The 26,640-nt window shown below is 77.5% G+C and carries 1 pseudogene (only partly in view); it reads right to left on the reverse strand.

The features are described from left to right. Positions 1-26,640, reverse strand: a pseudogene (locus Ae150APs1_RS03215) (type I polyketide synthase) (it continues 1,954 nt past the right edge of the window).

Raw genomic sequence — 26,640 nt, forward strand, 5'->3', positions numbered from 1 at the left:
CTACAGGTCGTCGGACCGGCCGTCGAGGGCGGCCCGCACCAGGTCGTCGACGGACATCGCGTCGACCTCGGGGCCGCCGGGACCGCTCCCGGTGTCGTCGTCGCCGGCGGGGTCCTCGCCACGGCCGGTCAGCCGCAGCAGCGGCTCCAGCACGCCGAGCTCGCGGAGCCGTTCCAGGGGCACGGTGGCGAGCGCGGCGCGGATCTCGGCCTCCTCGCCACCGGTGCCGCCGGCGTCGGGGTCGTCGCCGGCCAGCTCGTCGAGCAGGTACCGGGCGGCGGGGGTCGGGTGGTCGAACACCAGCGTCGCCGGCAGTCCCAGGCCGGTGGCGGCGCCGAGCTGGTTGCGCAGCTCGACCGCGCCGAGGGAGTCGATGCCGAGGTCGCGGAAGGACCGTTCGGCGCCGACGTCGTCGGTGCCGGGGTAGCCGAGGACCTGCGCGGCACGGGTCCGCACCAGGTCCACGACGGTGTCCAGCCGCCGTGCGGGCGGCAGTGCCGCGAGCGTCGCGGCGAGGTCGTCCTCCCCCGCGCCGGGGCGGGGCCCCGCCTGCCCGGCGACGAGCTCGGCGTAGCCGGGGAATTCGCGCAGCAGCGGGCTGGGGCGGGTGCCGCCGAACGCGCCGGCGAACCGGTCGAGCTCGACCTCGGCGACGACCGCGGTGGGCGCCGTCGCCGCGACCAGGCGGAGCATGGCCTCCACCGCCAGCGCCGGGTCCATCGCACCGATCCCGGTGCGGCGGGCCGCGTCGTCGGCGGAGCCGTCGCCCGCCATCCCGCCGCCGCCCCAGACACCCCAGGAGATCGAGGTGGCCGCGGCACCGCGGGCCCGGCGCTGCTCGGCGAGCGCGTCGAGCACAGCGTTGGCGGCCGCGTAGTTGGCCTGGCCGGGGTTGCCGACCGCCGAGGAGGCGGACGAGAACAGGACGAACGCCTCCAGGCCGGCGCCGGCGGTCAGCTCGTCGAGCAGCAGCGCGGCGGTGACCTTGGACCGGAACACCTCCTGGTAGCGCTCGGGGGTGAGGCGGTCGAGGATCCCGTCGTCGAGGACGCCGGCGGCGTGCACGACACCGGTCAGCGGCCGGTCGGCGGGGATCGCGTCCAGCACAGCGGAGAGCTGCTCCCGGTCGGCGACGTCGCACGCGGCGACGGTGACGCCCGCGCCGAGCGCCTCCAGCTCCGCACGCAGCGCGTCCGCGCCCGGTGCGTCCGGGCCGCGGCGGCCGAGCAGCACCAGGTGCTGCGCGCCGTCGGCGGCGAGCCGCCGCGCCACGTGCCCGCCGAGGGCGCCGGTGCCGCCGGTGACGAGCACCGTGCCGCTCGGCGTCCACGCCGTCGTGTCCTCGCTCGGCGGGGCCGGGACGAGCCGGCGGGCCAGGACCGCGGAGCCGCGGACGGCCACCTGGTCCTCGCCCTGCTCCGTGTCACCGGTGCCGTCCGTGCCGGCGAGCACGGCGCCGAGCGCCGCCGCGGCGCGCGGGTCGGGGTCCTCGGGCAGGTCGGCCAGGCCACCCCAGCGCTGCGGGTACTCCAGCGCCGCGACCCGGCCCAGGCCCCAGATCCCGGCCTGCTGCGGCCGTGCCGGGCGGTCGGAGCCGCCGGTGGAGACCGCGCCGCGGGTGACGCACCACAGCGGGGCGTCGACGCCGGCGTCGCCGAGCGCCTGCAGCAGGCCGGTGGTGAGCCCGATCCCCTCGGGCACGTCGCCGGTGAGGTCGTCGCGCAGGGCGAGCAGCGACACGACACCGGCGACCGGGGTCCCGGCGGGCAGCTGCGCGGTGATCGCGGCGGCCACCTCGGCCCGGTCGGTGGACCCGGTCGTGACGGTCACGACCTCGGCACCGCCGGTACCGATCCCTGCGAGCACCGTGGTCACCCACGGGTCCCCGGCGACGCCGTCGGGCAGCACGGCCAGCCAGGTGCCCTCGGGTGTGCGGCGCTGCCCGGCGGCGGGGCCGGTCAGGCGCTTCCACACGATGCGGTGCCGCCAGCGGGCCAGCCGCGCCTCGTCGGCACGGCGGCTGCGCCAGTCCATCAGCGCGGGCAGCACCGCGGACAGGGCCGCGCCCTCGACGTCGAGCTGCGACTCCAGCGCGGAGAAGTCCTCCTGGGCGACGGCCTCCCAGAAGGCGGCGTCGATCTCGTCGGGTGTGCCCGGCCCGGCGGGTGCGGCGGCGCGGGTCTCCTGGCCCGGCATGACGTCCGGCCAGAACCGGCCGCGCTGGAACGGGTAGGTCGGCAGGTCGGCCCGGCGGGTGTCGTGGCCGGCGAAGAACGCCGCCCACCGCGGGCCGGCGCCGTGGGTGTGCAGCCGGGCGAGTGCGGCGACGAGCGTCGCGTCCTCGTCGCGGTCGCGGCGCAGTGCGGGGACGGCGACCGCGTCCGGCGCGCTGCGCGGCACGAGCGCGGACAGCACGGCGTCCGGACCGAGCTCGAGGAACGTGGTGACGCCGCGGGCGGCGAGTGCCCGGACGCCGTCGGCGAACCGGACGGTGCCCCGCACGTGCCGCACCCAGTACTCCGCCGAGCGGAGCTCGTGGGCCGCGGCGACCTCCCCGGTCAGGTTGGACACCACCGGGATGCGCGGCTCGTGGTAGTCGAGCCCCTCGGCGACCGTGCGGAACTCCGCGAGCATCGGGTCCATCCGTGCCGAGTGGAAGGCGTGGCTGACCCGCAGCCTGCTGGTGCGGCGGCCCCGGTCGGCGAGGACACCCGCCAGTGCGGTCACGGCGTCGTCGTCGCCGGAGAGGACGACCGAGCCGGGCCCGTTCACCCCGGCGATCGCGACGCCGTCGGTGAGCAGCGGGGTCACCTCGTCCTCGTCGGCCTCGACGGCGACCATGGCGCCGCCGGCCGGGAGTGCCTGCATGAGGCGGGCGCGGGCGGCGACCAGCCGGCAGGCGTCGTCGAGGTCGAGGACCCCGGCGACGTGCGCGGCGGTGATCTCGCCGATCGAGTGCCCGGCGACGAAGTCCGGGCGGACCCCCCAGGACTCGACGAGCCGGTACAGCGCGACCTCGACCGCGAACAGCGCCGGCTGGGTCGCGCCGGTCTCGGCGAGCGCGTCCGCGTCGGTCCCCCACACGGTCTCGCGCAGCGGCCGGACGAGGTGACCGTCCAGCCGGGCGAGCACCGCGTCGAAGGCCTCGGCGAACACCGGGTGCCGCTCGTACAGCTCGCGGCCCATCCCGGGCCGCTGGGCGCCCTGCCCGGAGAACAGGGCGGCGCTGCGGCCGCTGCGCTCCAGGCGGTGCGTGGCGACCTGCGCGGCGGTGCCGCCGTCGGCGACGGCCGTGAGCCCCGCGACGAGCTCGTCCCGCCCGGTGGCGGTGACCGCGGCCCGGTGGTCGAACGCGGCCCGGCCGGTCGCCAGTGCGTGGGCCAGGTCGAGGCGGCGCAGCTCCGGGTGCTCGCCGAGGTGGGCGAGCAGGGCGCGGGCCTGGGCCCGCAGCGCGTCGGCGGACCGGCCGGACAGCAGCACCGGGACGGCGGCGCCGTCGTCCGGGGTGCCGTCGGCGGGCGCGGGGAGCTCCGTGTGCGGGGGCTGCTCCAGGATCGCGTGGGCGTTCGTGCCGCTCGCGCCGAACGAAGAGATCCCGGCCCGGCGCGGGCGTCCGGTCTCGGGCCACCCGGTGTGCGCGGTGAGCAGCCGGGCGTCGCCCGCGGTCCAGTCGACGTGCGACGACGGGTTCTCCGCGTACAGCGAGCGCGGCAGCACACCGTGCTGCATGGCGAGCACCATCTTGATCACGCCGCCGACGCCGGACGCGGCCTGGGTGTGGCCGATGTTCGACTTCAGCGAGCCGAGCAGCACGGGCTGCTCGCGGTCCTGCCCGTAGGTGGCGAGCAGGGCCTGCGCCTCGATGGGGTCGCCGAGGGTGGTGCCGGTGCCGTGCACCTCGACGGCGTCGACCTCGGCCGGGGCGAGCCGGGCGTTGGCCAGTGCCTGCCGGATGACGCGCTGCTGGGCCGGACCGCTGGGTGCGGTGAGGCCGTTGGAGGCGCCGTCCTGGTTGATGGCCGAGCCGCGCAGCACCGCGTGGATCCGGTGGCCGCGGCGGCGGGCGTCGGACAGCCGTTCGACGACGAGCATGCCGACGCCCTCGGACCAGCCGGTGCCGTTCGCGTCGTCGGAGAAGGCGCGGCAGCGCCCGTCCGGCGACAGCGCGCCCTGCGCGCTGAACTCGACGAAGCCCACCGGGGTCGCCATCACGGTGACGCCGCCGGCGAGCGCGATCGAGCACTCCCCCGCCCGCAGCGCCTGCGCGGCCAGGTGCAGCGCGACCAGCGACGACGAGCACGCGGTGTCCACCGAGACCGTGGGCCCCTGGACACCGAAGGTGTAGGCGACGCGGCCCGACAGCAGGCTCGCGGACTGGGTGGTCTGCCACTGCCCGGCCTCGGCCGGTAGTCACCGGAGCCGCCGCCGACGAACACGCCGTACTCGGCGCTGCCGCACAGCGAGGCCGGGTCGATGCCGGTCCGCTCCAGGGCCTCCCACGAGGTCTCCAGCAGGATCCGCTGCTGCGGGTCCATGACCAGGGCCTCGCGCGGCGAGACGCCGAACGGGCCCGGGTCGAAGTCGGTGGCGTCGTACAGGAACCCGCCCTGGGTGGTGGCGCTGCGCCCGGGGCCGTCACCGGCGAGGGTGTCGAGGTCCCAGCCGCGGTCGTCGGGGAACTCCCCGACGGCGTCGACGGCGTCGGCCATGAGGCGCCACAGGTCCTCCGGCGACGCGACGCCGCCCGGGTACCGGCAGGCCATCCCGACGATGACGATCGGGTCGTCCCCGGCGGCGGTGGCGAGGGGGGCGACGGGACCGGCGGCCGCGGCACCCCCGCCGATCAGCTCATCGCGCAGGTGCGCGGCCAGCGCGGCCGGGTTCGGGTGGTCGAACACCAGGGTGGCGGGCAGCGCGACGCCGGTGACGGCGGTGAGCTGGTTGCGCAGGTCCACCGCGGTGAGCGAGTCGAAGCCCAGGTCCCGGAAGGGCAGGTCGGGCTCCAGCGGCTCGCCGCCGTCCGTCGTGTCCAGGCCGAGCACGGTCCCCGCCTTCGCGGTGACCAGGTCGAGCAGGATCGCGTCGCGCTCGGACTCGGGCTGCTCGGCGAGCCACTGCCCGTACCCGCTCGCGGCGGCCTCGCGGCCGGCCCGCTCGCGGGCCGCGCCGGACAGCGCGGTGCGGGCCTCGGGGAGCGCGTCGAACAGGGTGGTGGCGCGGGCGTCGTGGTGGACCGGGGCGAAGGTCTCCCAGCGGACGTCGGCCACGATCTCGGCGGCCGACCCGTCGGCGACGGCGCGGCCGAGCGCGGCCATCGCCGCGTCGCCGTCCATCGCGGGCAGGCCGTTCATCCGCAGGTGGGCCGCGGTCGAGCGGTCGGCGAGGTCGGTCCAGGCACCCGAGGCGACGGCCGTCGCGGGGACACCGTGGCCGCGCAGGGTGCGGGCGACGGCGTCGAGATGGGCGCCGGCGGCGGCCTCGACGGCCCGTCCGCGCACGCCCCAGACCCCGGCGATCGAGCCGAACAGCACGACCGCGTCGAGGTCACGGGCCACGTCCCCCGACGTGGTCGCCGTGGTGAGCGCCGTGGTGAGCGCCTCGACGGACGCGAGGACCTCCGCGAGGTCCCCGTCGCCGGGTGCCCCGCCGGCGTGGACGACGGCGGTCGGCGCCCCGGGCCCCCCTGGCGCACCGTCCAGCAGTGCGGAGAGCGCTGCCGGGTCGGCGGGATCGGCGTCCGACACGGTGACCGCCGCGCCCAGCCCCTCCAGCTCGGCGGTGACGGCGTCGGTGTCGACGTCGCCGTCGGCGGCCGGTGCGGTGAGCACCAGGTGCGTGACGCCGTCGGCGGCCAGCCGGCGCGCGGCGCGGCGGCCCAGCTCCCCGGTGCCGCCCACGACGAGCACGGTGCCCCGCGGGCGCCAGCCGCCCGCGGCCGTCCCGGCGGAGCCACCGGCACCGCCCGAGCGGACGAGTCGGCGTGCGTAGGCGCCGGTGGCGCGCACCGCGATCTCGCTCTCCCCGCCCGGGCCGGCGAGCAGCGCGGCGAGTGCCGCGGCGGCCGCGGCGGTCACCGGGCCGGGACCCGCGGGCAGGTCGGCGAGGCCGCCGAACCGCTGCGGTGCCTCCAGCGCGGCGACCCGGCCGGTCCCCCACAGCGCGGCCTGCCCGGCGGCGGGGGTGGTGCCCTCCGCGGCGACCGCACCCCGGGTGACGCACCACAGCGGGGCGTCGATCCCGGCCGCGAGCAGCGCGTCGAGCAGCGCGGACGGGTGGGCGACGGCCGGGGGCAGTCCGGTCGTCCCGGCCGCGAGCAGCGACACCACCCGGTCCGGGGCCGCTCCGGCGCCGGCTCGCGCGGAGAGCACCGCGAGGTCGTCGCCGACCGTCACGGCGTCCCCGTCGAGCGCGGTCACCACGGCGTCGGCCCAGCCGTCGTGCCCGGCGGGCACGAGCACGAGCGTCCGCCCGGCGACGGTCACGTCCGGGGTGCGGACGGGGGTCCACGTCTCGCGGTAGCGCCAGGACGCGGCCGCGGACTCCGCGCCGTGCCGGCGCCGCCACGCGGACAACGCCGGGACCATCGTGGCGAGCGTGTCGCCGTCGACGCCGAGCGAGCCCGACAGGCTCTCCAGGTCCTCCCGCTCGACGGCAGCCCAGAAGGCCGAGTCGGCGGGGTCGGCCCCTCCGGTGGCGCCGGCCGTGGCGCCGGGCTCGGGCCAGTAGCGCTCCCGCTGGAACGGGTAGGTCGGCAGCTCGACCGGGCGGCCGCCGGGGAGCACGGCCGTCCAGTCCGGACCGGCGCCGTGCACGTGCAGGGTCGCCAGCCCGTCGAGCAGCGCGGTGCCGGCGTCGCGGTCGCGCCGCTGGAGCGCGACGACGACCGGTGCCGGGCCGTCGGCCGCGGCCACCGCGTCCAGGGTCTGCTGGGCCGGGGCGAGCAGCGCGGCGTCGGGACCGATCTCGGCGAACGTCGTCGCGCCGGCGTCGTGCAGGGCGCGGACGGCGTCGGCGAACCGCACGGGTTCCCGGACGTGGCGCACCCAGTAGCCGGGCTCGCCCAGCTCCGGTCTGGCCGGGGCACCGGTGAGGGTGGAGACCAGCGGGATCCGCGGCTCGGCGACCGTGATCCCGGAGACCGCGGCGGCGAAGCCGTCGAGCATCGGGTCCATCAGCGGCGAGTGGAACGCGTGGCTGACCCGCAGCCGCCGGGTCCGGCGGCCGTCGGCGGCGAGCAGGTCCGCGACCGCGGCGACCCCGTCGGCGTCGCCGGAGACGACCAGCGAGGCGGGCCCGTTGACCGCGGCGATCGCGACGCCGTCGCCCAGCAGCGGGGTGACCTCGTCCTCGGCCGCCTCGACGGCGGCCATCGCGCCACCGGCGGGGAGCGCCTGCATCAGCGACGCCCGCGCCGCGACGAGCGCGCACGCGTCGTCGAGGGAGAGCACGCCGGCCACGTGCGCGGCGGCGATCTCGCCGATGGAGTGCCCGGCGACCAGGTCCGGGGTGCGGCCCCAGGACTCCAGAAGCCGGTACAGCGCCACCTCGACGGCGAACAGCGCCGGCTGGGTCGTGCCGGTCTCGTCGAGCCGGTCGGCCGCCGCCGAGCCGGGCTCGGCGAACAGCGCGTCCCGCAGCGGTGCGTCGAGGAGCACGTCGAACCGGGCGAGGACCTCGTCGAGTGCCTCGGCGTAGGCGGGGTGGCGCTCGTGGAGCTCGCGGCCCATCCCGGCGTGCTGCGCGCCCTGCCCGGAGAACAGGAACGCGGTCCGGCCGGGGGTGCGGGGCGCGGTGCCGCGGGCGGCCTCGCGGATCCCGTCCGGCCCGGCGAGGAGGACGGCGCGGTGGCCGAACAGGGTGCGGCCGCGGGCCAGGGTGGCGGCGACGTCGGTGGCGGTGTGCGCACCGGCGTGGGCGACCACCCGGTCGACCTGCTCCTGCAGCGCCGCCGCCGAGCGGGCGGAGACCACCCACGGCACCTCACCGGGCAGGTCGGCGGCGGTCTCCGGGGCGGGCGGTGCCTGCTCGACGATCACGTGCGCGTTGGTGCCGCTGACGCCGAACGCCGAGACACCGGCCCGGCGGGTGCCGCCGGTCTCCGGCCAGTCCCGGGCCTCGTCGAGCAGCGCGACGGTGCCGCCGCTCCAGTCCACGTGCGACGACGGCGTGCCGGCGTGCAGCGTGCGGGGCAGCGTGCCGTGCCGCATCGCCAGCAGCATCTTGATCACGCCGGCGACGCCGGCGACGCCGGCGGCGGCCTGGGTGTGGCCGATGTTCGACTTGACCGTGCCCAGGTGCAGCGGGCGCGCGGTGTCGCGGTCGCGGCCGTAGGGGGCGAGCAGGGCCTGCGCCTCGATCGGGTCGCCCAGCGTGGTGCCGGTGCCGTGCGCCTCGACGGCGTCGACGTCGCCCGGGGCCAGCCCGGCGTCGGCCAGCGCCTGCCGGATGACCCGCTGCTGCGACGGCCCGCTGGGCGCGGTGAGCCCGTTCGAGGCACCGTCCTGGTTGACCGCGGAACCGCCGATCACGCCGTGCACGCGGTGGCCGTGGCGGAGCGCGTCGGAGAGCCGCTCCAGCACCAGCATGCCGACGCCCTCGGACCAGGCGGTGCCGTCGGCGTCGTCGGAGAAGGGCTTGCAGCGCCCGTCCGGGGCGAGGCCACCCTGGGTGGAGAACTCGACGAACGAGTCCGGCCCGGACATCACCGACACGCCGCCGGCGACGACGAGGTCGGTCTCCCCGGCCGCCAGCGCGCGGCCGGCCCAGTGCAGGGCGACCAGCGACGACGAGCAGGCGGTGTCGATCGTGACGGCCGGCCCCTCCAGGCCGAGTGCGTAGGACAGCCGGCCGGACATGACGCTGCCGGAGTTGCCGGTGGCGGCGTAGCCGGAGACGTCGTCGGAGGAGCGGCGCAGCAGCGTCGCGTAGTCCTGGCCGTTGGTGCCGACGAAGACGCCGGTGTCCGAGCCGCGCAGCGTCGCCGGGTCGATCCCGGCCCGCTCGAACGCCTCCCAGGTGGTCTCCAGCAGCAGCCGCTGCTGGGGGTCCATGGCGAGCGCCTCGCGCGGGGAGATGCCGAAGAACCGGGCGTCGAAGTCGGCGACGCCGTCGAGGAACCCGCCCTGCAGCGTCGCGGAGGCGCCGTCGCCGAGTGCGGCGAGGTCCCACCCGCGGTCGTCGGGGAAGGCGGTGATGCCGTCGCCACCGCCCGCCACGAGCTCCCACAGGTCGTCGGGGGTGCGGACGCCGCCGGGGAACCGGCAGGCCATCCCGACGACGACGATCGGGTCGTCGCCGGTGGCCGTCGCGGTGACCGGGCCGCGCTCGTCGGGGAGCGTGCCGAGCAGCTCGCCGAGCAGGAACCCGGCCATCTCCCGCGGGGTCGGCTGGTCGTAGACCAGGGTCGCGGGCAGCGACAGACCGGTGGCGGCGTTGAGCGCGTTGCGCAGCTCCAGGATGGTCAGCGAGTCGAAGCCGAGGTCGCGGAACGCGCGGTCGTCGTCGACGGTCCGCGGGTCGGCGTGCCCGAGCACGGCCGCGACCTGGGTGCGCAGCACGTCGAGGACGACGCCGAGGCGCTCGTCGCCGGGCAGGGCGGCGAGCCGGCCCCGCAGGCCGGTGCCGGTGTCGCCGCCGGTGGTGGGGCTGGCGAGCCGCGCGACCTCGGGGAGGTCGGCGACCAGCGGCATCGGGCGGACGGAGCCGAACGCGCGCAGGAACCGTTCCCAGTCCATGTCGGCGATCGCGACGGTGGTCTCCCCGCCGTCGGTGCTCGCGTCGACGGCCCGCAGCAGCGCGGACGCGGCCGCCTCGGGGTCGAGCGGCTCGAACCCGCCGCGCCGCACCCGGGCGGCGACCTCGGCGGCGTCGGCGACCATGCCGGAGCCGTCCCACGGCCCCCACGCGACCGACAGCGCGGGCAGGCCGCGGGCCCGCCGGTGCTCGGCGAGCGCGTCGAGGTAGGCGTTCGCGGCGGCGTAGTTGCCCTGCCCGGCGGCGCCGATCGTGCCTGCGGTCGAGGAGAACAGCACGAACGCGGCGAGCCCGGCGTCGCGGGTCAGCTCGTCGAGGTGCTGGGCCGCGACCGTCTTGGCACGCAGCACCCCGCCGTAGTTCTCCGGGGTGAGCGCGTCGAGCACGCGGTCCTCGAGCACGCCCGCGGTGTGGAACACCCCGACCAGCGGCAGGCCGGCGGGGACGTCGCCCAGCAGCGCGGCCAGCGCGTCGCGGTCGGCGACGTCGCAGGCGGCGACGGTGACGCGGGCGCCGAGCTCCTCCAGCTCGGCGCGCAGGGCCGCGGCGCCGGGGGCGTCGGGCCCTCGGCGCCCGGCGAGCAGCAGGTGCGCGGCGCCGTCACGGGCGAGCCGCCGCGCGACGTGGCCGCCGATCCCGCCGGTCCCGCCGGTGATCAGGACGGTGCCGGCCGTGGCGTCGAACGGGGTGGAGGTGCCGCCGGTGCGGGCGGGGGCGTGCACGAGCCGGCGCAGGAAGACGCCGGACGGGCGCACGGCCACCGCGTCCTCGCCGTCGGCCGCCGCGAGCACGCCGCGCAGCCGCCGGGCGGCCTGGGCGTCGATCGACGGGGGCAGGTCGACGGTGCCGCCGATCCGGCCGGGCAGCTCCAGCACCGCGGTCCGCAGCAGGCCCCAGGCGGCGGCCTGGTCCAGCTCGGTGACCTGCTCGGAGCGGCCGACGGCGACGGCGCCGCGGGTGACGGTCCACAGCGGACCGTCGACCCCGGCGTCGCCGAGCGCCTGGACGGCGGTGGTGGTCAGCGACAGCGCGGCGGGGACGCCGGGGGGCCCGGCGTCGCCGTCGGCGAGCGGCAGCAGCGACAGGACGCCCGCGAACGCCGGGCCCTCCCCCGCGGCCGCGGTGATCGCCGCGGCCAGCACGGCGCGGTCGGTGCCGGTCACGGTGACGCGCTCGGCGCTCCCAGCGCCCAGTGCGGCCTCGACGTCGGCGGCCCAGACGGCCGTCGCGTCGTCGCGGTAGCCCTGCGGGACCAGGACGAGCCGGCGCCCGTCGAGGTCGCCGCCGGCCGGGGACCCGGTGCGTGGGGTCCAGGTGATCCGGTAGCGCCACCCGTCGCGGGTGGCCTGCTCGCCGCGGCGGCGGCGCCACGCGGTCAGCGCCGGGACCATCGCGGAGACGGTGGCGTCGTCCAGGCCGAGCGAGCCGACGAGTCCCTCGACGTCGTCGCGCTCCACGGCGGCCCAGAACTCGGCGTCGGCCCCGGTGCCCTCCGGCGCCGGGCCGGCCGCCGGGACGCCCGCCGTCTCCGGCCAGTAGCGCTCGCGCTGGAACGCGTAGGTCGGGAGCGCGATCCGCCCGGCGCCGTACCCGGCGAGCAGCGCCCGCCGGTCGAGGGCCGTGCCGTGTGCGTGGGCGCCGGCGACCGCGGCGAGCACGGTGCGCTCCTCGGGGCGGTCCTTGCGCAGCATCGGCAGCAGCACGGTGCCCGGCTCGTCGCCGACGGTGTCGCGGGCTGCCGCGGACAGCACGCCGTCCGGCCCGAGCTCGACGAAGGTCCGGACGTCGTGGTCCGACGCCAGCGCGGCGACGCCGTCGGCGAAGCGGACGGTGGCCCGGACGTGCTCCACCCAGTACGCGGGGTCGGTGAGCTGTGCGGCGGTGGCCAGGGTGCCGGTGACGGTCGAGACGACCGGGATCGCCGGTACCGCGTAGTCCAGCCGGTCGGCGACCGCGCGGAACTCGTCGAGCATCGGCTCCATCAGCGGCGAGTGGAACGCGTGGGAGACCCGCAGCCTGCTCGTGCGGCGCCCCTGCCCGGCGAGCCGGGAGGCGATCGCGTCGACCTCGTCGGCGTCGCCGGAGACGACGACGGCGGCCGGCCCGTTCACGGCGGCGATGCCGACGCCCCCGGTGAGCAGCGGCGTGACCTCGTCCTCGCCCGCCTCGACGGCGACCATCGCCCCGCCGGTGGGCAGGGCCTGCATGAGGCGGCCGCGGGCGGAGACGAGGGTGCAGGCGTCGTCGAGCGAGAGGACGCCCGCGACGTGCGCGGCGGCGATCTCGCCGATCGAGTGCCCGGCCAGCAGGTCGGGGACGACGCCCCAGGACTCCAGCAGCCGGAACTGTGCGACCTCGAGCGCGAACAGCGCGGGCTGGGCGTGCCCGGTGCGCTCCAGCAGCGCCGCGTCGGCGGAGCCGGGCTCGGCGAACAGGACGTCGCGCAGCGGCGGGCCGCCGTCGGCGCCGGCGTCCAGCCGGGACAGGACGTCGTCGAGGGCGTCGGCGAACACCAGGTACCGGGTGTACAGCTCGGCACCGGCGCCGGCGCGCTGGCTGCCCTGCCCGGTGAACAGGAACGCGGTCCGGCCGCGTCCGGCGGTGCCCCGGACGACGCCGGGTGCGGTGCCGCCGTCGCGCAGCGCGGTGAGGCCGCGGACCAGCTCGTCGCGGTCGGCGGCGACCACGGCGCCGCGGTGCTCCAGGGCGGCGCGGGTGGTGCCCAGGGCGTGCGCGAGGTCGCCGGGCCGGAGCTCCGGGCGGGCGTCGAGCAGGTCCAGCAGGCGTCCGGCCTGGTCGCGGAGCGCGGCCTCGCCGAGGCCGGAGACCAGCACCGGGGCCGGGACCCCGTCCGGCGCGGGTGTGGCGGGGACATCGGCCGGGACGGCCGGGGCCTGCTCCAGGATCGTGTGCACGTTGGTGCCGCTGATCCCGAACGACGACACCGCGGCGCGCCGCGGGCGGCCGGTCTCCGGCCACGCGGTGCGCTCGGTGAGCAGGTCGATCGCCCCGGAGGACCAGTCGACGTGCGTCGAGGGCTCGTCGATGTGCAGCGAGCTCGGGACGACCCCGTCCTGCAGCGCGCGGACCAGCTTGATCACGCTGGCGACGCCGGACGCCATCTGGGTGTGGCCGATGTTGGACTTCACCGAGCCGAGCAGCAGCGGCCGCTCCGGCTCGCGGCCGGCGCCGTAGGTGGCGAACAGCGCCTGCGCCTCGATCGGGTCGCCGAGCGCGGTGCCGGTGCCGTGGCCCTCCAGCACGTCGATGTCGTTCGGCGCGACCCCGGCCCCGGCCAGCGCCTGGCGGATCACGCGTTGCTGGGACGGCCCGTTCGGCGCGGTGAGGCCGTTGGAGGCGCCGTCCTGGTTGACCGCGGACCCGCGGACGACCGCCAGGACCTCGTGCCCGTTGCGGCGGGCGTCGGACAGCCGCTCCAGCAGGACGAGGCCGACGCCCTCGGCGAGGGTCATGCCGTCGGCGCCGTCGGCGTAGGCCTTGCAGCGGCCGTCCTCGGCGAGGGCCCGCTGGCGGCTGAACCCGACGAACGACATCGGGGTGGACATGATGCTGACACCGCCGGCCAGCGCGAGGGAGCTCTCCCCGCTGCGCAGCGACTGGCAGGCCAGGTGCATCGCGACCAGCGACGACGAGCACGCGGTGTCGAGCGTGACGGCCGGTCCCTCGAAGCCGAACAGGTAGTTGACCCGCCCGGACAGCACGCTGGGCAGCGTGCCGGTGATCATGTGGCCCTCGGCGCCCTCGGCGGCGGGCACCCCGGACGCGTAGTCCTGGTAGCTGGCGCCGATGAAGGTGCCGGTGCGGCTGCCGCGCTGCGCGGCCGGGTCGATCCCGGCGTGCTCGAACGTCTCCCAGGTGGTCTCCAGCAGCAGCCGCTGCTGCGGGTCCATCGACAGCGCCTCGCGGGGCGAGATCCCGAAGAAGCCGGGATCGAAGTCGGCGACGTCGCGCAGGAACCCGCCCTGCGTCGAGTAGGTGTGCCCGGCGCGGTCCGGGTCCGGGTCGTAGAGGCCCGCGGCGTCCCAGCCGCGGTCGGCTGGGAACCCGGAGATCGCGTCGACCTCGTCGAGGGCGACCCGCCACAGGTCCTCGGCGGAGGCGACCCCGCCGGGATACCGGCAGCTCATGCCGACGACGACGATCGGGTCGTCCCGGTCCTGCGCGGCCGTGGTGGACGGCGCGGCGACCGCGACCGGGGTGGCCCCGGCCAGCTCGCCGTGCAGGAACGCGGCGAGCGCCGCCGGGGTCGGGTGGTCGAAGACCATCGTCGACGGCAGCGTCAGCCCGGTGACCGACGCGAGCCGGTTCCGCAGCGCGACGGCGGTCAGCGAGTCGAACCCGACGTCGCGGAACGCGCGCTGGTCGGTGAGGTCGTCGGCGGCGGCGAGGCCGAGCACGGCGGCGGCCTCGGTGCGGACGACGTCGAGGATCCGGCGGAGCGCCTCGGCGTCGGAGAGCCCGCTCAGCGCGGCGGCGAACTCGCCCTCGGCCACGGTGCCCGCGGTCCGCTCGGCGGCCGCGGTGAGCGCCGCGACCTCGGGGACCTCGTCGTAGAGCGGCGTGGGCCGGCCGGAGGTGTAGACGGGGTGGTAGGTGTCCCAGTCGACGTCGGCGACCGCGACGACGGTCTCGGCGTCGTCGAGGGCCCGCTCCAGTCCGTTCAGCGCGAGCTGCGGGTCCATGAACACCAGGCCGCTGCCCCGGATCGCGGCCGGGTCGACCCGGCCGAGCTTGAGGTCGTCGGCCCAGATGCCCCAGGCGACCGAGGTCGCAGGCAGGCCACGGGCCCGCCGGTGCTCGGCCAGCGCGGCGAGGTGGGCGTTGCCGGCGACGTAGGCGGCGTGCGCGCCGCTGCCCCACATGCCCGCTGTGGAGGAGAAGAGGACGACCTCGGCCGGCTCGGCGGTCTGCTCGTCGAGCAGGTCGGTGAGCACCTGCGCGCCGGTGACCTTGGCGTGCAGCACCCGGGCGACCTCGTCCTGGGTGGTGGCGTCGAGGGTCGCCAGCTCGATGGTGGCGGCGGTGTGCAGGACCGTGCCCACCGTGCGGCCCTGTGCGGAGAGCCGCTCCAGCAGCCCCGCGACGGCGGCGCGGTCGGTGATGTCGCAGGCCACGGCCTCGATCTCGGTGCCGGTGTCGCCGAGCTCGGTGAGCAGCTCGGCCGAGCCGGGGGCGTCGGGGCCGCGCCGGGACAGCAGGACGACGTGCTCGGCGCCCCGCTCGACGAGCCGGCGCGCCAGGTGCGGTGCGAGGGTGCCGGATCCACCGGTGACCAGGGTGGTCCCGCGCGGGTTCCACTCGCGGGCCGGGCGGGCGCCGGCGGGCTCGGCCCGCACGATCCGCCGGGTGAACACGCCGGTGGGGCGCAGCGCGAGCTGGTCGTCGGTGCCCAGCTCCCCGGCGAGGACGGCGGCGAGGCGGGCGGCGGCGCGGTCGTCGAGGGCGGCGGGCAGGTCGATCGTCCCGCCCCAGCGCTGCGGGTGCTCCAGCGCGGCGGTCCAGCCGATGCCGAGGACCTGGGCCTGGGCCTGGACCTGGACCTGGACCGGGGAGGTGACCTCGTCGGCACGGCCGGTGGTGACGGCGCCGCGGGTCAGCGCCCACATCGGCGCGTCGATCCCGGTGTCGCCGAGCGCCTGGACGAGTGCGACGGTCAGCGCGACGCCGGTGACCAGGCCGGTCTCCGGCACGGTCGTCGCGTCGGCCTCGGCGAGCACCGAGACGACACCGGAGACGACACCGGTGGGGTCCTCCCCGTCCGTGGTCGCGGCGGTGAGCCGCCCGGCCAGCACGGTGCGGTCGGTGCACTCCGCGTCGAGGACGACGCGGCGCACGTCGGCGCCGTGCGCGGCCAGCGCACCGGCCACCTCGGCGTCGTCGACGCCGTCGGCGGTGACGAGCAGCCAGGTGCCGTCCAGGGTGCGCTGCGGCAGTGACCCGGCCGGGTTCCAGGCCACGCGGTAGCGCCAGGAGTCCAGGGTGGAGCGGTCCCGGCGCCCGCGGCGCCAGGTCGCTAGCGCGGGCAGGACGGCGGCGACCGCGCCGGGGTCGGTGTCCAGGGTGGAGGTCAGTGCGGCGACGTCGCCGTCCTCGACGGCGGCCCAGAACGCCTCGTCCTGGGGGTCGGCGGCGGCCGTGACGGCCGGCGGGACCACCCACAGCTGCTCGCGGGTGAAGGCGTAGGTGGGCAGGTCGACCCGGGACGCACCGGTCCCGTCGAACAGGCGGGCCCAGTCGACGGCGAGCCCGCGGACGTACAGCTCGGCCGCGGACAGCAGGAACCGGTCGTAGCCGCCCTGGTCGCGGCGCAGCGTCCCGCCGGCGACGCCGGTGGTGCCGGCGTCGTCGAGGACGTCCTGCACGGCCATCGACAGCACCGGGTGCGGGCTCGACTCGACGAACGTGCGGTACTCGCCGTCCTGCAGCGCCTCCACGGCGTCGGCGAACCGGACCCGGTTGCGCAGGTTCTCGTACCAGTAGGAGGCGTCCATCGTGGACGTGTCGAGCCAGTCGCCCGTGACCGTGGAGAACACCGGCACCTGCGACGGCTGCGGGGCGATTCCGGCGAGGGTCGTGGCGAGCTCGTCGCGCAGGTCCTCGACCTGGTGCGAGTGCGAGGCGTAGTCCACCGCGATCCGGCGGGCGCGGACGTCGGCGGCGTCGAACGCGGCGAGCAGCTCGTCGAGTGCGTCGGGCTCGCCGGCGAGCACCGCGGAGCGGGGGCCGTTGACGGCGGCCACCGACACCCGGCCCTCGTAGCCGGCGAGGTGCTCCTCGGCGTCGGCGACCGGCAGCGCGACCGACATCATGCCGCCGCGCCCGGCCAGCGACCGCGCGATCGCCCGGCTGCGCAGCGCGACCACCCGGGCCCCGTCGCGCAGCGACAGCGCACCGGAGACGACGGCGGCGGCGATCTCGCCCTGGGAGTGGCCGACGACCGCGTCGGGCTCGACGCCGTGCGCGCGCCACAGCGCGGCCAGGCCGACCATGACGGCGAAGGTGGCGGGTTGGACGACGTCGACCCGCTCGACCGGCGGCGCCCCCTCGGCGCCGCGGAGCACGTCGTCGAGCGACCAGTCGGTGAACTCGGCGAGTGCCTCGGCGCACTCGGCGACCCGGTCGGCGAAGACCGGGGACTCGTCGAGCAGCTGCGCGCCCATGCCGAGCCACTGCGAGCCCTGCCCGGGAAAGACGAACACGGTGCGGCCGTCGACGTCGGCGACGCCGCGGGCGACCACCCCGGACGGCCCATCGGCGGCGACAGCACGCAGCCCGCCCGTCCGCTCAGCGGGGTCGGCGGCGACGACGACGGCGCGGTGCTCGAACGGCACCCGCGCGGTGACCAGGGCGTACCCGACGTCGGCCGGGCGGTCGGTGGACGTCTCGAGGTGGGCGAGCAGCCGGTCGGCCTGCCCGCGGAGTGCGGCACCGCCGCGGGCGCCGAGCACCCACGGCAGGGCCCCGGCGGGGCCCGGCAGGACCTCGGGGGCGACGTCCGCGGCCGGCGCCTGCTCCAGGACGGCGTGCGCGTTGGTGCCGCTGATCCCGAACGACGACACCGCGGCGCGGCGCGGGCGGCCGGTCTCGGGCCATGCGGTCTGCTCGCCGAGCAGCGCGACGCTGCCGCCCGACCAGTCCACGTGCGACGACGGCTCGTCGGCGTGCAGCGTGCGGGGCAGCACCCCGTGCCGCAGCGCCATCACCGTCTTGATCACCGAGGCGACGCCGGCGGCGGACTGGGTGTGCCCGATGTTGGACTTCACCGAGCCGAGCAGCAGCGCGCGCTCCGGGTCGCGGTCGCGGCCGTAGGTGGTCTGCAGGGCCTGGGCCTCGATCGGGTCGCCCAGCGGGGTGCCGGTGCCGTGCGCCTCGAGGGCGTCGACGTCGCCGGGCTCCAGCCGGGCGTTGGCCAGCGCCTGCCGGATGACCCGCTGCTGGGACGGCCCGTTCGGGGCGGTGAGGCCATTGGAGGCGCCGTCCTGGTTGATGGCGGAGCCGCGGATCACGGCGAGCACCGGGTGGCCGTTGCGCTGGGCGTCGGAGAGCCGTTCGACCAGCACGATGCCGACGCCCTCGGCGAGGGTCATGCCGTCGGCGTCGTCGGAGAACGCCTTGCAACGGCCGTCGCGGGCCAGCGCGCGCTGGCGGCTGAACGCGACGAACGGGTTGGGCGTGGTCATGATCGTGGCACCGCCGGCGACGCCGAGGCTGCTCTCGCCGTTGCGCAGCGACTGGCAGGCCAGGTGCAGCGCCACCAGCGACGACGAGCACGCGGTGTCGACGGTGACGGCCGGGCCCTCCAGCCCGAACACGTAGGACAGCCGGCCGGACAGGACGCTCGGGCTGGTGCCGGTGACGAGGTGGCCCTCGGCGCCGTCGCCCGCGCCGAGCCCGTACTCCTGGTAGCTGGACCCGATGAAGGTGCCGGTGAGGCTGCCGCGGACGGTGTCGGGCCGGATCCCGGCCCGCTCGAACGACTCCCAGGTGGTCTCCAGCAGCAGCCGCTGCTGCGGGTCCATGACGAGCGCCTCGCGCGGCGAGATCCCGAAGAACGACGGGTCGAACTCGTCGGCGGTGTGCAGGAAGCCACCGCGGGTGGAGTAGGTGGTGCCGGGGCGGTCCGGGTCGCGGTCGAACAGCGCGGCGGTGTCCCAGCCGCGGTTGACCGGGAAGTCGGTGATCGCGTCGGTGCCGGAGGTGACGAGGTCCCACAGCGCCTCCGGCGAGGAGACACCCCCGGGGAACCGGCAGGCCATGCCGATGATCGCGATCGGCTCGTCGTCGGCGGCGCCGGTGGCGACCGGGCCGGTGACGTCGAGGGCGGCGCCGAGGATCTCCGCGCGCAGCCATCGGGCGAGCTCCAGCGGCGTCGGGTGGTCGAACACCAGGGTGCTGGGCAGGGTCAGGCCGGTGGCGGCACCGAGGCGGGTGCGCAGCTCGACCCCGGTGAGCGAGTCGAAGCCGAGGTCGCGGAAGGCGCGGGACTCGGTGACGGCGTCGGCCGAGCCGTGGCCCAGCACGGTGGCGGCCTCGCCGCGGACCAGCTCGGCGAGCAGCCGCGTCCCGGCGGGCTCGTCGAGGGCGCGGACCCTCGTGACGATCTCGGTGACGCCCGCACCGGCCTCCGGCTCTCCCAGGTCCGCGAGGCCGGAGATCAGCGCGCTCGGCCGGGCCGAGGTGAACAGCGGCGCGTAGCGGTCCCAGTCGACGTCGGCGACGGTGACCGTGACGTCGCCGTCGACGACGGCGCGGCGCAGCTCGGCCATGGCCGGGCCGGGATCGAGCATCCCGAGGCCCTGCCGCTGCAGGGTCCCGGCGACGGCGTCGTCGGCCGCCATCCCGGACCCGGCCCACGGGCCCCAGGCGACGCCCGTCGCGGCGAGGCCGCGGGCGCGGCGGTGTGCGGCGAGCGCGTCGAGATAGGCGTTGGCGGCGCCGTAGGCGCTCTGCGCACCGCTCCCCCACACCCCGGCGACGGAGCCGAACAGCACGAACAGGTCCAGCTCGCGGTCGCCGAGCAGGTCGTCGAGGTGCGCGGCGCCGGCGATCTTGGCGCTCGCGCGGGCGGCGACGCCGCCGACGTCGAGGGTGTCGAGTGCGTCGTAGTGGCCGACGCCTGCGGTGTGCACGACACCCGTCAGCGGCGCGTGGGCGGGCACGGCGTCCAGGACGGCGGCGAGCGCGTCCCGGTCGGTCACGTCGCACGCCTCGATCGCGACCGAGGCACCGAGCGCGGTGAGCTCGTCGCGCAGTTCGGCGGCGCCGGGGGCGTCGGCGCCGCGGCGGCTGGTGAGCACCAGGTGCGCCGCGCCGGAGCGGGCCAGCCAGCGGGCGACCTCCGCGCCCAACCCGCCGGTACCGCCGGTGACCAGCACCGATCCGGTGGCGGTGAAGGCGGTGGCCGGCGGCAGCGCGTCGACGGTGTGCCGGACGAGCCGCCGCCCGGAGACGCCGGAGGCGCGCAGCGCGACCTGGTCCTCGCCGTCGGGGGTGTCCTTCTCGGCGAGGACGCCGGCGAGACGCTGGCCGCTGCGCGGGTCGAGCTCGGCCGGGAGGTCGACGAGGCCGCCCCACAGCCGCGGGTGCTCCAGGGCGACGCTGCGGCCCAGGCCCCAGGCGGTGGCCTGCAGCGGGTGGGTGACCGGATCGGCGGGCCCGGTGGAGACGGCGCCGCGGGTCGCGGTCCAGAGCCGGCCGCTCACCCCGATCCCGGCGCTGCCGGCCTCGCCGTCGGCGAGGGCCTGGACGAGCGCGACGGTCAGCGCGAGGCCGCGGGTCAGCGGTTCGGCACCCTCCGCGGGGCGCTCGTCCAGCGGCAGGACGGACAGCACGTGGGCGGCGGGGTCCCCCTCGTCGGTGCCCTCGGCCAGCTGCGCGGCGACGTCGGTGAGGTCGGCCGCGCAGTCGTCGTCGAGGACGAGGCGGCGGACCCGGGCGCCGTGCGCGCCGAGGGCGTCGGCGAGCCCGTCGAGCAGCGTGCCCTCGGCGTCGGCGGTCGCACCGGTGGAGACCAGCAGCCAGGTGCCGTCGAGGACCGGGGCGGCGGGACGCCGCAGCCGGGTCCACTCGACGCGGTAGCGCAGGGTGTCGAGCTGCGCCTTCTCCCGGTTGCCGCGCCGCCAGGTGGTCAGGGCGGGCAGCAGCGGTGTGGCGCCGTCGTCGGTGTCGAGGCCGAGGATGCCGGCCAGCTCGGCGGCGTCGCCGCGCTCGACGGCGGCCCACAGCTGCCGGTCGGCCGGGTCGGCGTCGGCACCGCCGGACGCGGGGGCGGCGGGCAGCTGCGGCCAGTAGAACTCGTGCTGGAAGGCGTAGGTCGGCAGCGCGGTGCGGCGGGCGCCGGTCCCGGCGAGGAGGGCGTCCTGGTCGAGGTCGACGCCGTGGACCTGCAGCAGCCCGGCGGCCGTCGCGGCGGCGAGCTCCTCGCCCCGGTCGGCGCGCAGGAACGGCACCAGCGCGACGTCCGCGCCGTCCCCGAGGGTCTCCCGGGCCATCGCGGTGAGCGGCGCGTCGGGTCCCAGCTCCAGCAGGACGGTCGCGCCCTCGGCGTGCAGCGTGGTGACGCAGTCGGCGAACCGGACGGCCTCGCGCACGTGCCGCACCCAGTACCCGGGGTCGCACAGCTCGTCGTCGGTGGCGCGGGCGCCGGTGAGGTCGGAGACCACCGGGATCCGGGGTGCGCCGTAGGCGATCCCCTCCGCGACGGCGCGGAAGTCGTCGAGCATGCCGTCCATGTGCGGCGAGTGGAACGCGTGGCTGACGCGCAGCGTGCGGGTGCGGCGGCCCTGCTCGGCGAACGTCGCGGCGAGCGCGGCGGCGGCGTCGGCGTCGCCGGAGACGACGACCGAGTCCGGCGCGTTGACCGCGGCGAGCGCGACCCGGTCGTCGAGCAGCGGGGTGACCTCGTCCTCGCCCGCCCGGATCGCGATCATGGCGCCGCCGGTGGGCAGGGCCTGCATGAGGCGGGCGCGGGCGGCGACGAGCCGGGCGGCGTCGGCGAGGGTGAACACCCCGGCGACGTGCGCGGCGGTGATCTCGCCGATCGAGTGCCCGGCCACGAGGTCGGCGCGCACGCCCCAGCTCTCCACGAGCCGGTACAGCGCGACCTCGACCGCGAACAGCGCGGGCTGGGTCCAGCCGGTCTCGTCGAGCAGCGCGGCGTCGTCGGTGCCCTCGTCGGCGAACACGACCCCGGCGAGCGGGCGGTCGAGCAGCGGGTCCAGCTCGGCGCAGACCTCGTCGAACGCGGCGGCGAACACCGGCTGCGCGGCGTACAGCTCGCGGCCCATGGCGGCGCGCTGGCTGCCCTGGCCGGTGAACAGCACCGCGAGGCGGGCACGGCCCGCGGTCTCCCCCTCGACGACGAGCGGGTCCGGGCGTCCGGCGGCGAGCGCGCCGAGCGAGGCGAGCAGGTCGTCGCGGTCGCCGGCGAGGACCGCGGCCCGCTGGTCGAAGCGGGTGCGGGTGGTGGCGAGCGAGTGGGCGAGATCGACGGTGCGGGTCCCGGGGTGGTCCCGGAGGTGCCCGAGCAGCCGGGCTGCCTGCCCGCGCAGGGCGGCGCGGCCGCGGCCCGACAGCAGCAGCGGCACGACGGTCGGGGTGCGCCCGGGCTCGTCGGCGGGTGCGGTCGGGGGGCCCTGCTCGAGGACGGTGTGGACGTTGGTGCCGCTGATCCCGAACGACGACACGGCGGCGCGGCGCGCGCGGCCGGTCTCCGGCCAGGCGGTGTCCTCGGTGAGCAGCTCCACCGCGCCGTCGGTCCAGTCCACGTGCGACGACGGGACGTCGGCGTGCAGCGTGCGGGGCAGCACCCCGTGCCGCATGGCCTGCACCATCTTGATCACGCCGGCGACGCCGGCGGCGGCCTGGGTGTGTCCGATGTTCGACTTCAGCGAGCCGAGGTGCAGCGGCCGGTCGGTGTCCCGGTCGCGGCCGTAGGTGGCGAGCAGCGCCTGCGCCTCTATCGGGTCGCCCAGGGTCGTGCCGGTGCCGTGCGCCTCGACGACGTCGACGTCGCCGGTGGACAGCCCCGCGCTCGCCAGCGCCTGGCGGATCACGCGCTGCTGCGACGGGCCGTTCGGCGCGGTCAGGCCGTTGGAGGCGCCGTCCTGGTTGACGGCCGACCCGCGGACGACCGCCAGCACCTCGTGACCGTGGCGGACGGCGTCGGACTGCCGCTCCAGCACGAGCATGCCGACGCCCTCGGACCAGCCCACGCCGTCGGCGTCGTCGGAGAACGCCTTGCAGCGGCCGTCCGGTGAGAGGCCGCGCTGGCGGGCGAAGTCGACGAACGCCGCCGGGGTGGACATCACGGTGACGCCACCGGCGAGTGCCAGCGAGCACTCCCCGGTGCGCAGCGCCTGCATCGCCCAGTGCATCGCGACCAGCGACGACGAGCAGGCGGTGTCGACGGTGACGGCGGGCCCCTCCAGCCCGAGGGTGTAGGCGACCCGGCCGGAGGCGAGGCTCGGCGAGCTGCCGACGCCCTGGAAGCCCTCGAACTCGGGCCCGGCCAGCACCGCGTTGTAGTCGCTGTACATGACCCCGGCGAACACACCGGTGGCGGTGCCGCGCAGCGTCGACGGGTCGATCCCGGCCCGTTCGACGGCCTCCCAGGACGTCTCCAGCAGCTGCCGCTGCTGCGAGTCGGTGGCCAGCGCCTCGCGCGGGCTCATCCCGAAGAACGCCGGGTCGAACTCGCCTGCCTCGTGCAGGAACCCGCCGGACCGGCTGTAGGTGGTGCCGGGGTGGTCCGGGTCCGGGTGGTGGAGTGCCTCGACGTCCCAGTTCCGGTTCGTCGGGAACCCGGAGATCGCGTCGGTTCCTTCGGTGACGAGCCGCCACAGCTCGTCGGGGGTGGAGACCCCGCCCGGGTAGCGGCAGGCCATGCCGACGATGACGATCGGGTCGTCGCGGTCGGCGGGGTCGGCGCCCGCGCGGTTCGCGGGCAGGACCTCGGCCTCGGTGCCCAGCAGCTCGGCCGTGACGTGGGCCGCGAGGTGCCGGACGGTCGGGTGGTCGAAGACCAGGGTGGCGGGCAGCCGCAGCCCGGTGACGGTGCCGAGCCGGTTGCGCAGCTCGACGGCGGTCAGCGAGTCGAAACCGAGGTCGCGGAACGCGCGGCCGGCGTCGACGTCGTCGGCACCGGCGTGCCCGAGCACCAGCGCGACCTGGCCACGGACCAGGTCGAGCACGAGCTCCTCACGGCCCTCGGCGTCGAGCCGGGCCAGGCGCTGGGCGAGACCGCTCGCGGTCGCCGAGCCGGTGGCGGCGGTGCGCCGGGCCCGGGTCCGGATCAGCGACCGCAGCAGCGGCGGCACGTCCCCGGCGGCGCGCAGGGCGGGCAGGTCGAGCCGGACCGGCACGACGGCCGGGTCGGCCGAGCCGAGCGCGGCGTCGAACAGCGCCAGGCCCTGCTCGACGGTCAGGGCGGGGGTCCCGGCGCGGGCCATCCGCGCCATGTCGTCGTCGGAGACGCCACCGGTCATCCCGCCGGTCCGCTCCCACGGGCCCCAGGCCAGCGAGAGCCCCGGCAGGCCGGCGGCGCGGCGGTGCGCGGCGAGCGCGTCGAGGGCGGCGTTGCCGGCGGCGTAGTTCGCCTGCCCGGGGCTGCCGAACACCCCGGCGACCGACGAGAACAGCACGAACGAGGCGAGCTCCACGTCCTGCTCGGCGGCCACGGTGTGCAGGTTCCAGGCGGCGTCGATCTTCGGGCGCAGCACCGTCGCGAGCCGCTCGGGGGTGAGCGAGCCGACGGTGCCGTCGTCGAGGACCCCGGCGGTGTGCACCACGGACGAGACCCGGTGCTCGCCGAACAGGGCCGCCACGGCGTCGCGGTCGGTCACGTCGCAGGCGACGACGTCGGCCCGCGCGCCCGCGGCGGCGAGCTCGTCGACCAGCTCCGACGCGCCGTCGGCGGCCGGGCCGCGCCGGCTGACCAGCAGCAGGTCGGTCACGCCGTGCGCGCCGGCCAGGTGCCGGGCGACGACGGCGCCGAGGCCGCCGGTCCCGCCGGTGACCAGGACGGCGCCGTCGCCGAAGGACGGGCCGTCCCCCGCGTCGTGCGGGGCGGGCCGGCGCACGAGCCGGGTGGCCCGCAGCCCGTCGCGGGTCAGGGTGAGCTCGGGCTCGTCGGCGGTGAGCGCGGCGAGCGGCAGGTCGGTGAGGTCGGCGTCCGCGGCGAGGTCGAGCAGCGCGAAGCGGCCCGGGTTCTCCGAGCGGGCGGAACGGAGCAGGCCCCACGCGGCCGCCGCGGCGATGCCGTCGCCGGTGGTGGCGCCGCGGGTCACGACGACCAGCCGGGACCCGTCGAAGCGGTCGGAGTGGTCGAGCCAGATGCGGACGGCGGCGAGCGCCTCGGAGGCACACCGGTGCGCCTCCGCGGGCCCCGTCCCCCCGGCGAGGCCGAGCAGCACGACCTCGGGGGCGGGCCCGTCGGCGCCCGCGAGCGCGGCCAGGTCCGGGTGCACGGCGACGCCGTCGCGCCCGTCCGGCGCGGTCGCGGTGGCGTCGAGCCCGGGGTGTGCCGCGAGGCCGAGCACGTCGGGACCGGCGATCACGACGCTGCCGGGGGCCTCCCCGGCCGGGGTGACGGGTGTCCGGTCGAGCCGGAACAGCGCGTCCCGGGCGACCGCGCCCGCGGAGTCGACGTCGTGGTCGGCGACCCCGCGCAGCACCAGCGAGTCGACGGTGGCGACCGGCGCACCGGTCCCGTCGGCGACGGCGACGGCGATCGCGTCGTCGGCGACCGGGGTCAGGCGCACCCGCAGGGTCCCCGCACCGCTCGCGTGCAGGGTGACGCCCTCCCAGGAGAAGGGCATCCCGCCGCGGCTGCGCTCGCCCAGCTCGACGAACCCGGCGGCGTGCAGGGCGGCGTCGAGCGCGGCCGGGTGCAGGCCGAACGCGTCGGCGTCGGCGCGGCCGGCCTCGGGCAGCACGATCTCGGCGTGGACGGCGTCGTCGCGGCGCCAGGCCGCGGTGAGCCCGCGGAACGCCGGCCCGTAGCCGAAGCCGTTCTCGGCGAGGCGGTCGTACAGGTCGTCGACCGCGAGGGGCTCGGCCCCGGCGGGCGGCCACTCGGTCGCGTCGACGGTCGCCGCGGCCGCGCCGGCGGCGGCGAGGACGCCGGTGGCGTGCGGGGTCCACGGGAGGTCGTGCTCGGTGTCGGGGTCGGCGTCCGGCCGGGCGTAGACCGTCAGGGTGCGGCGGCCGCCCGGGTCCGGGGCCCCGACCCACAGCTGCACCGCGCCCCCGCCCTGCTCGGGCAGGGCCAGCGGGGCGGCGAGGGTCAGCTCCTCGACGCGGTCGCGCCGACCTCGTCCCCGGCCCGGACGGCCAGCTCCAGGAACGCGGTCCCGGGCAGCAGCGTGGTGCCGCGCACGGTGTGGTCGGCCAGCCAGGGGTGGGTCTGCAGCGACAGCCGGCCGGTGAGCAGCGCGCCCTCGGAGTCGGCGAGCGACACCGCGGCGGACAGCAGCGGGTGGCGGGCGGCGCCGAGACCGGCCGAGCGCAGGTCGGCGGCACCGGTCTGGATCGCCTTGGGCCAGAACCGGCGGCGCCGGAACGCGTAGGTGGGCAGGTCGGTGCGGCGGGCGCCCGTTCCGGCGAACCAGGCCGCCCAGTCGACGGCGGTGCCGTGGGTGTGCAGCGCGGCCAGTGCCGCGGTGAGGGTCTGCTCCTCGGGCCGCCCGGCGCGCAGCGCGGGCACGGCGACGGACGCCGTGGCGCCGGGGGCCGCGGCGTCGAGGCAGTCCCGCGTCATGGCGGACAGGGCGCCGTCGGGGCCGAGCTCCAGGAACGCGGTGACGTCGTGGCGGGCGAGCCAGTCGACGCCGTCGGCGAACCGGACGGCGCTGCGGACGTGCTCGACCCAGTAGTCGGCCGAGGTGAGCTGGGCGACGGTCGCGAGCTCGCCGGTCACGTCGGAGACGATCGGGATCAGCGGCGCCTGCAGGTCGAGTCCCTCGACGACGGCGCGGAACTCGTCGAGCATCGGCTCCATCAGCGGCGAGTGGAACGCGTGGCTGACCCGCAGCCGCCGGGTGCGGCGCCCCTCGTCGGCGAGCCGGCCGGCGATCGCGGTGACGGCCTCGTCGGCGCCGGACAGCACGACGGCCGACGGCCCGTTGACCGCGGCCACGGAGACCCGGTCGCGGTACCCGTCGAGCAGCGGCTCGACCTCGGACTCGGACGCCTGCACGGCGACCATCGCGCCGCCGGTGGGCAGCGCGGACATCAGGCGGCCGCGGGCGGCGACCAGTGTGGCGGCGTCGTCGAGGGACAGCACGCCCGCGACGTGTGCGGCGGCGATCTCGCCGACCGAGTGTCCGAGCAGGTGGCCCGGGGTGACGCCGAGCGAGGTGACGAGCC

The organism is Pseudonocardia sp. Ae150A_Ps1, from assembly GCF_001932315.1.
GTDB lineage: Bacteria > Actinomycetota > Actinomycetes > Mycobacteriales > Pseudonocardiaceae > Pseudonocardia.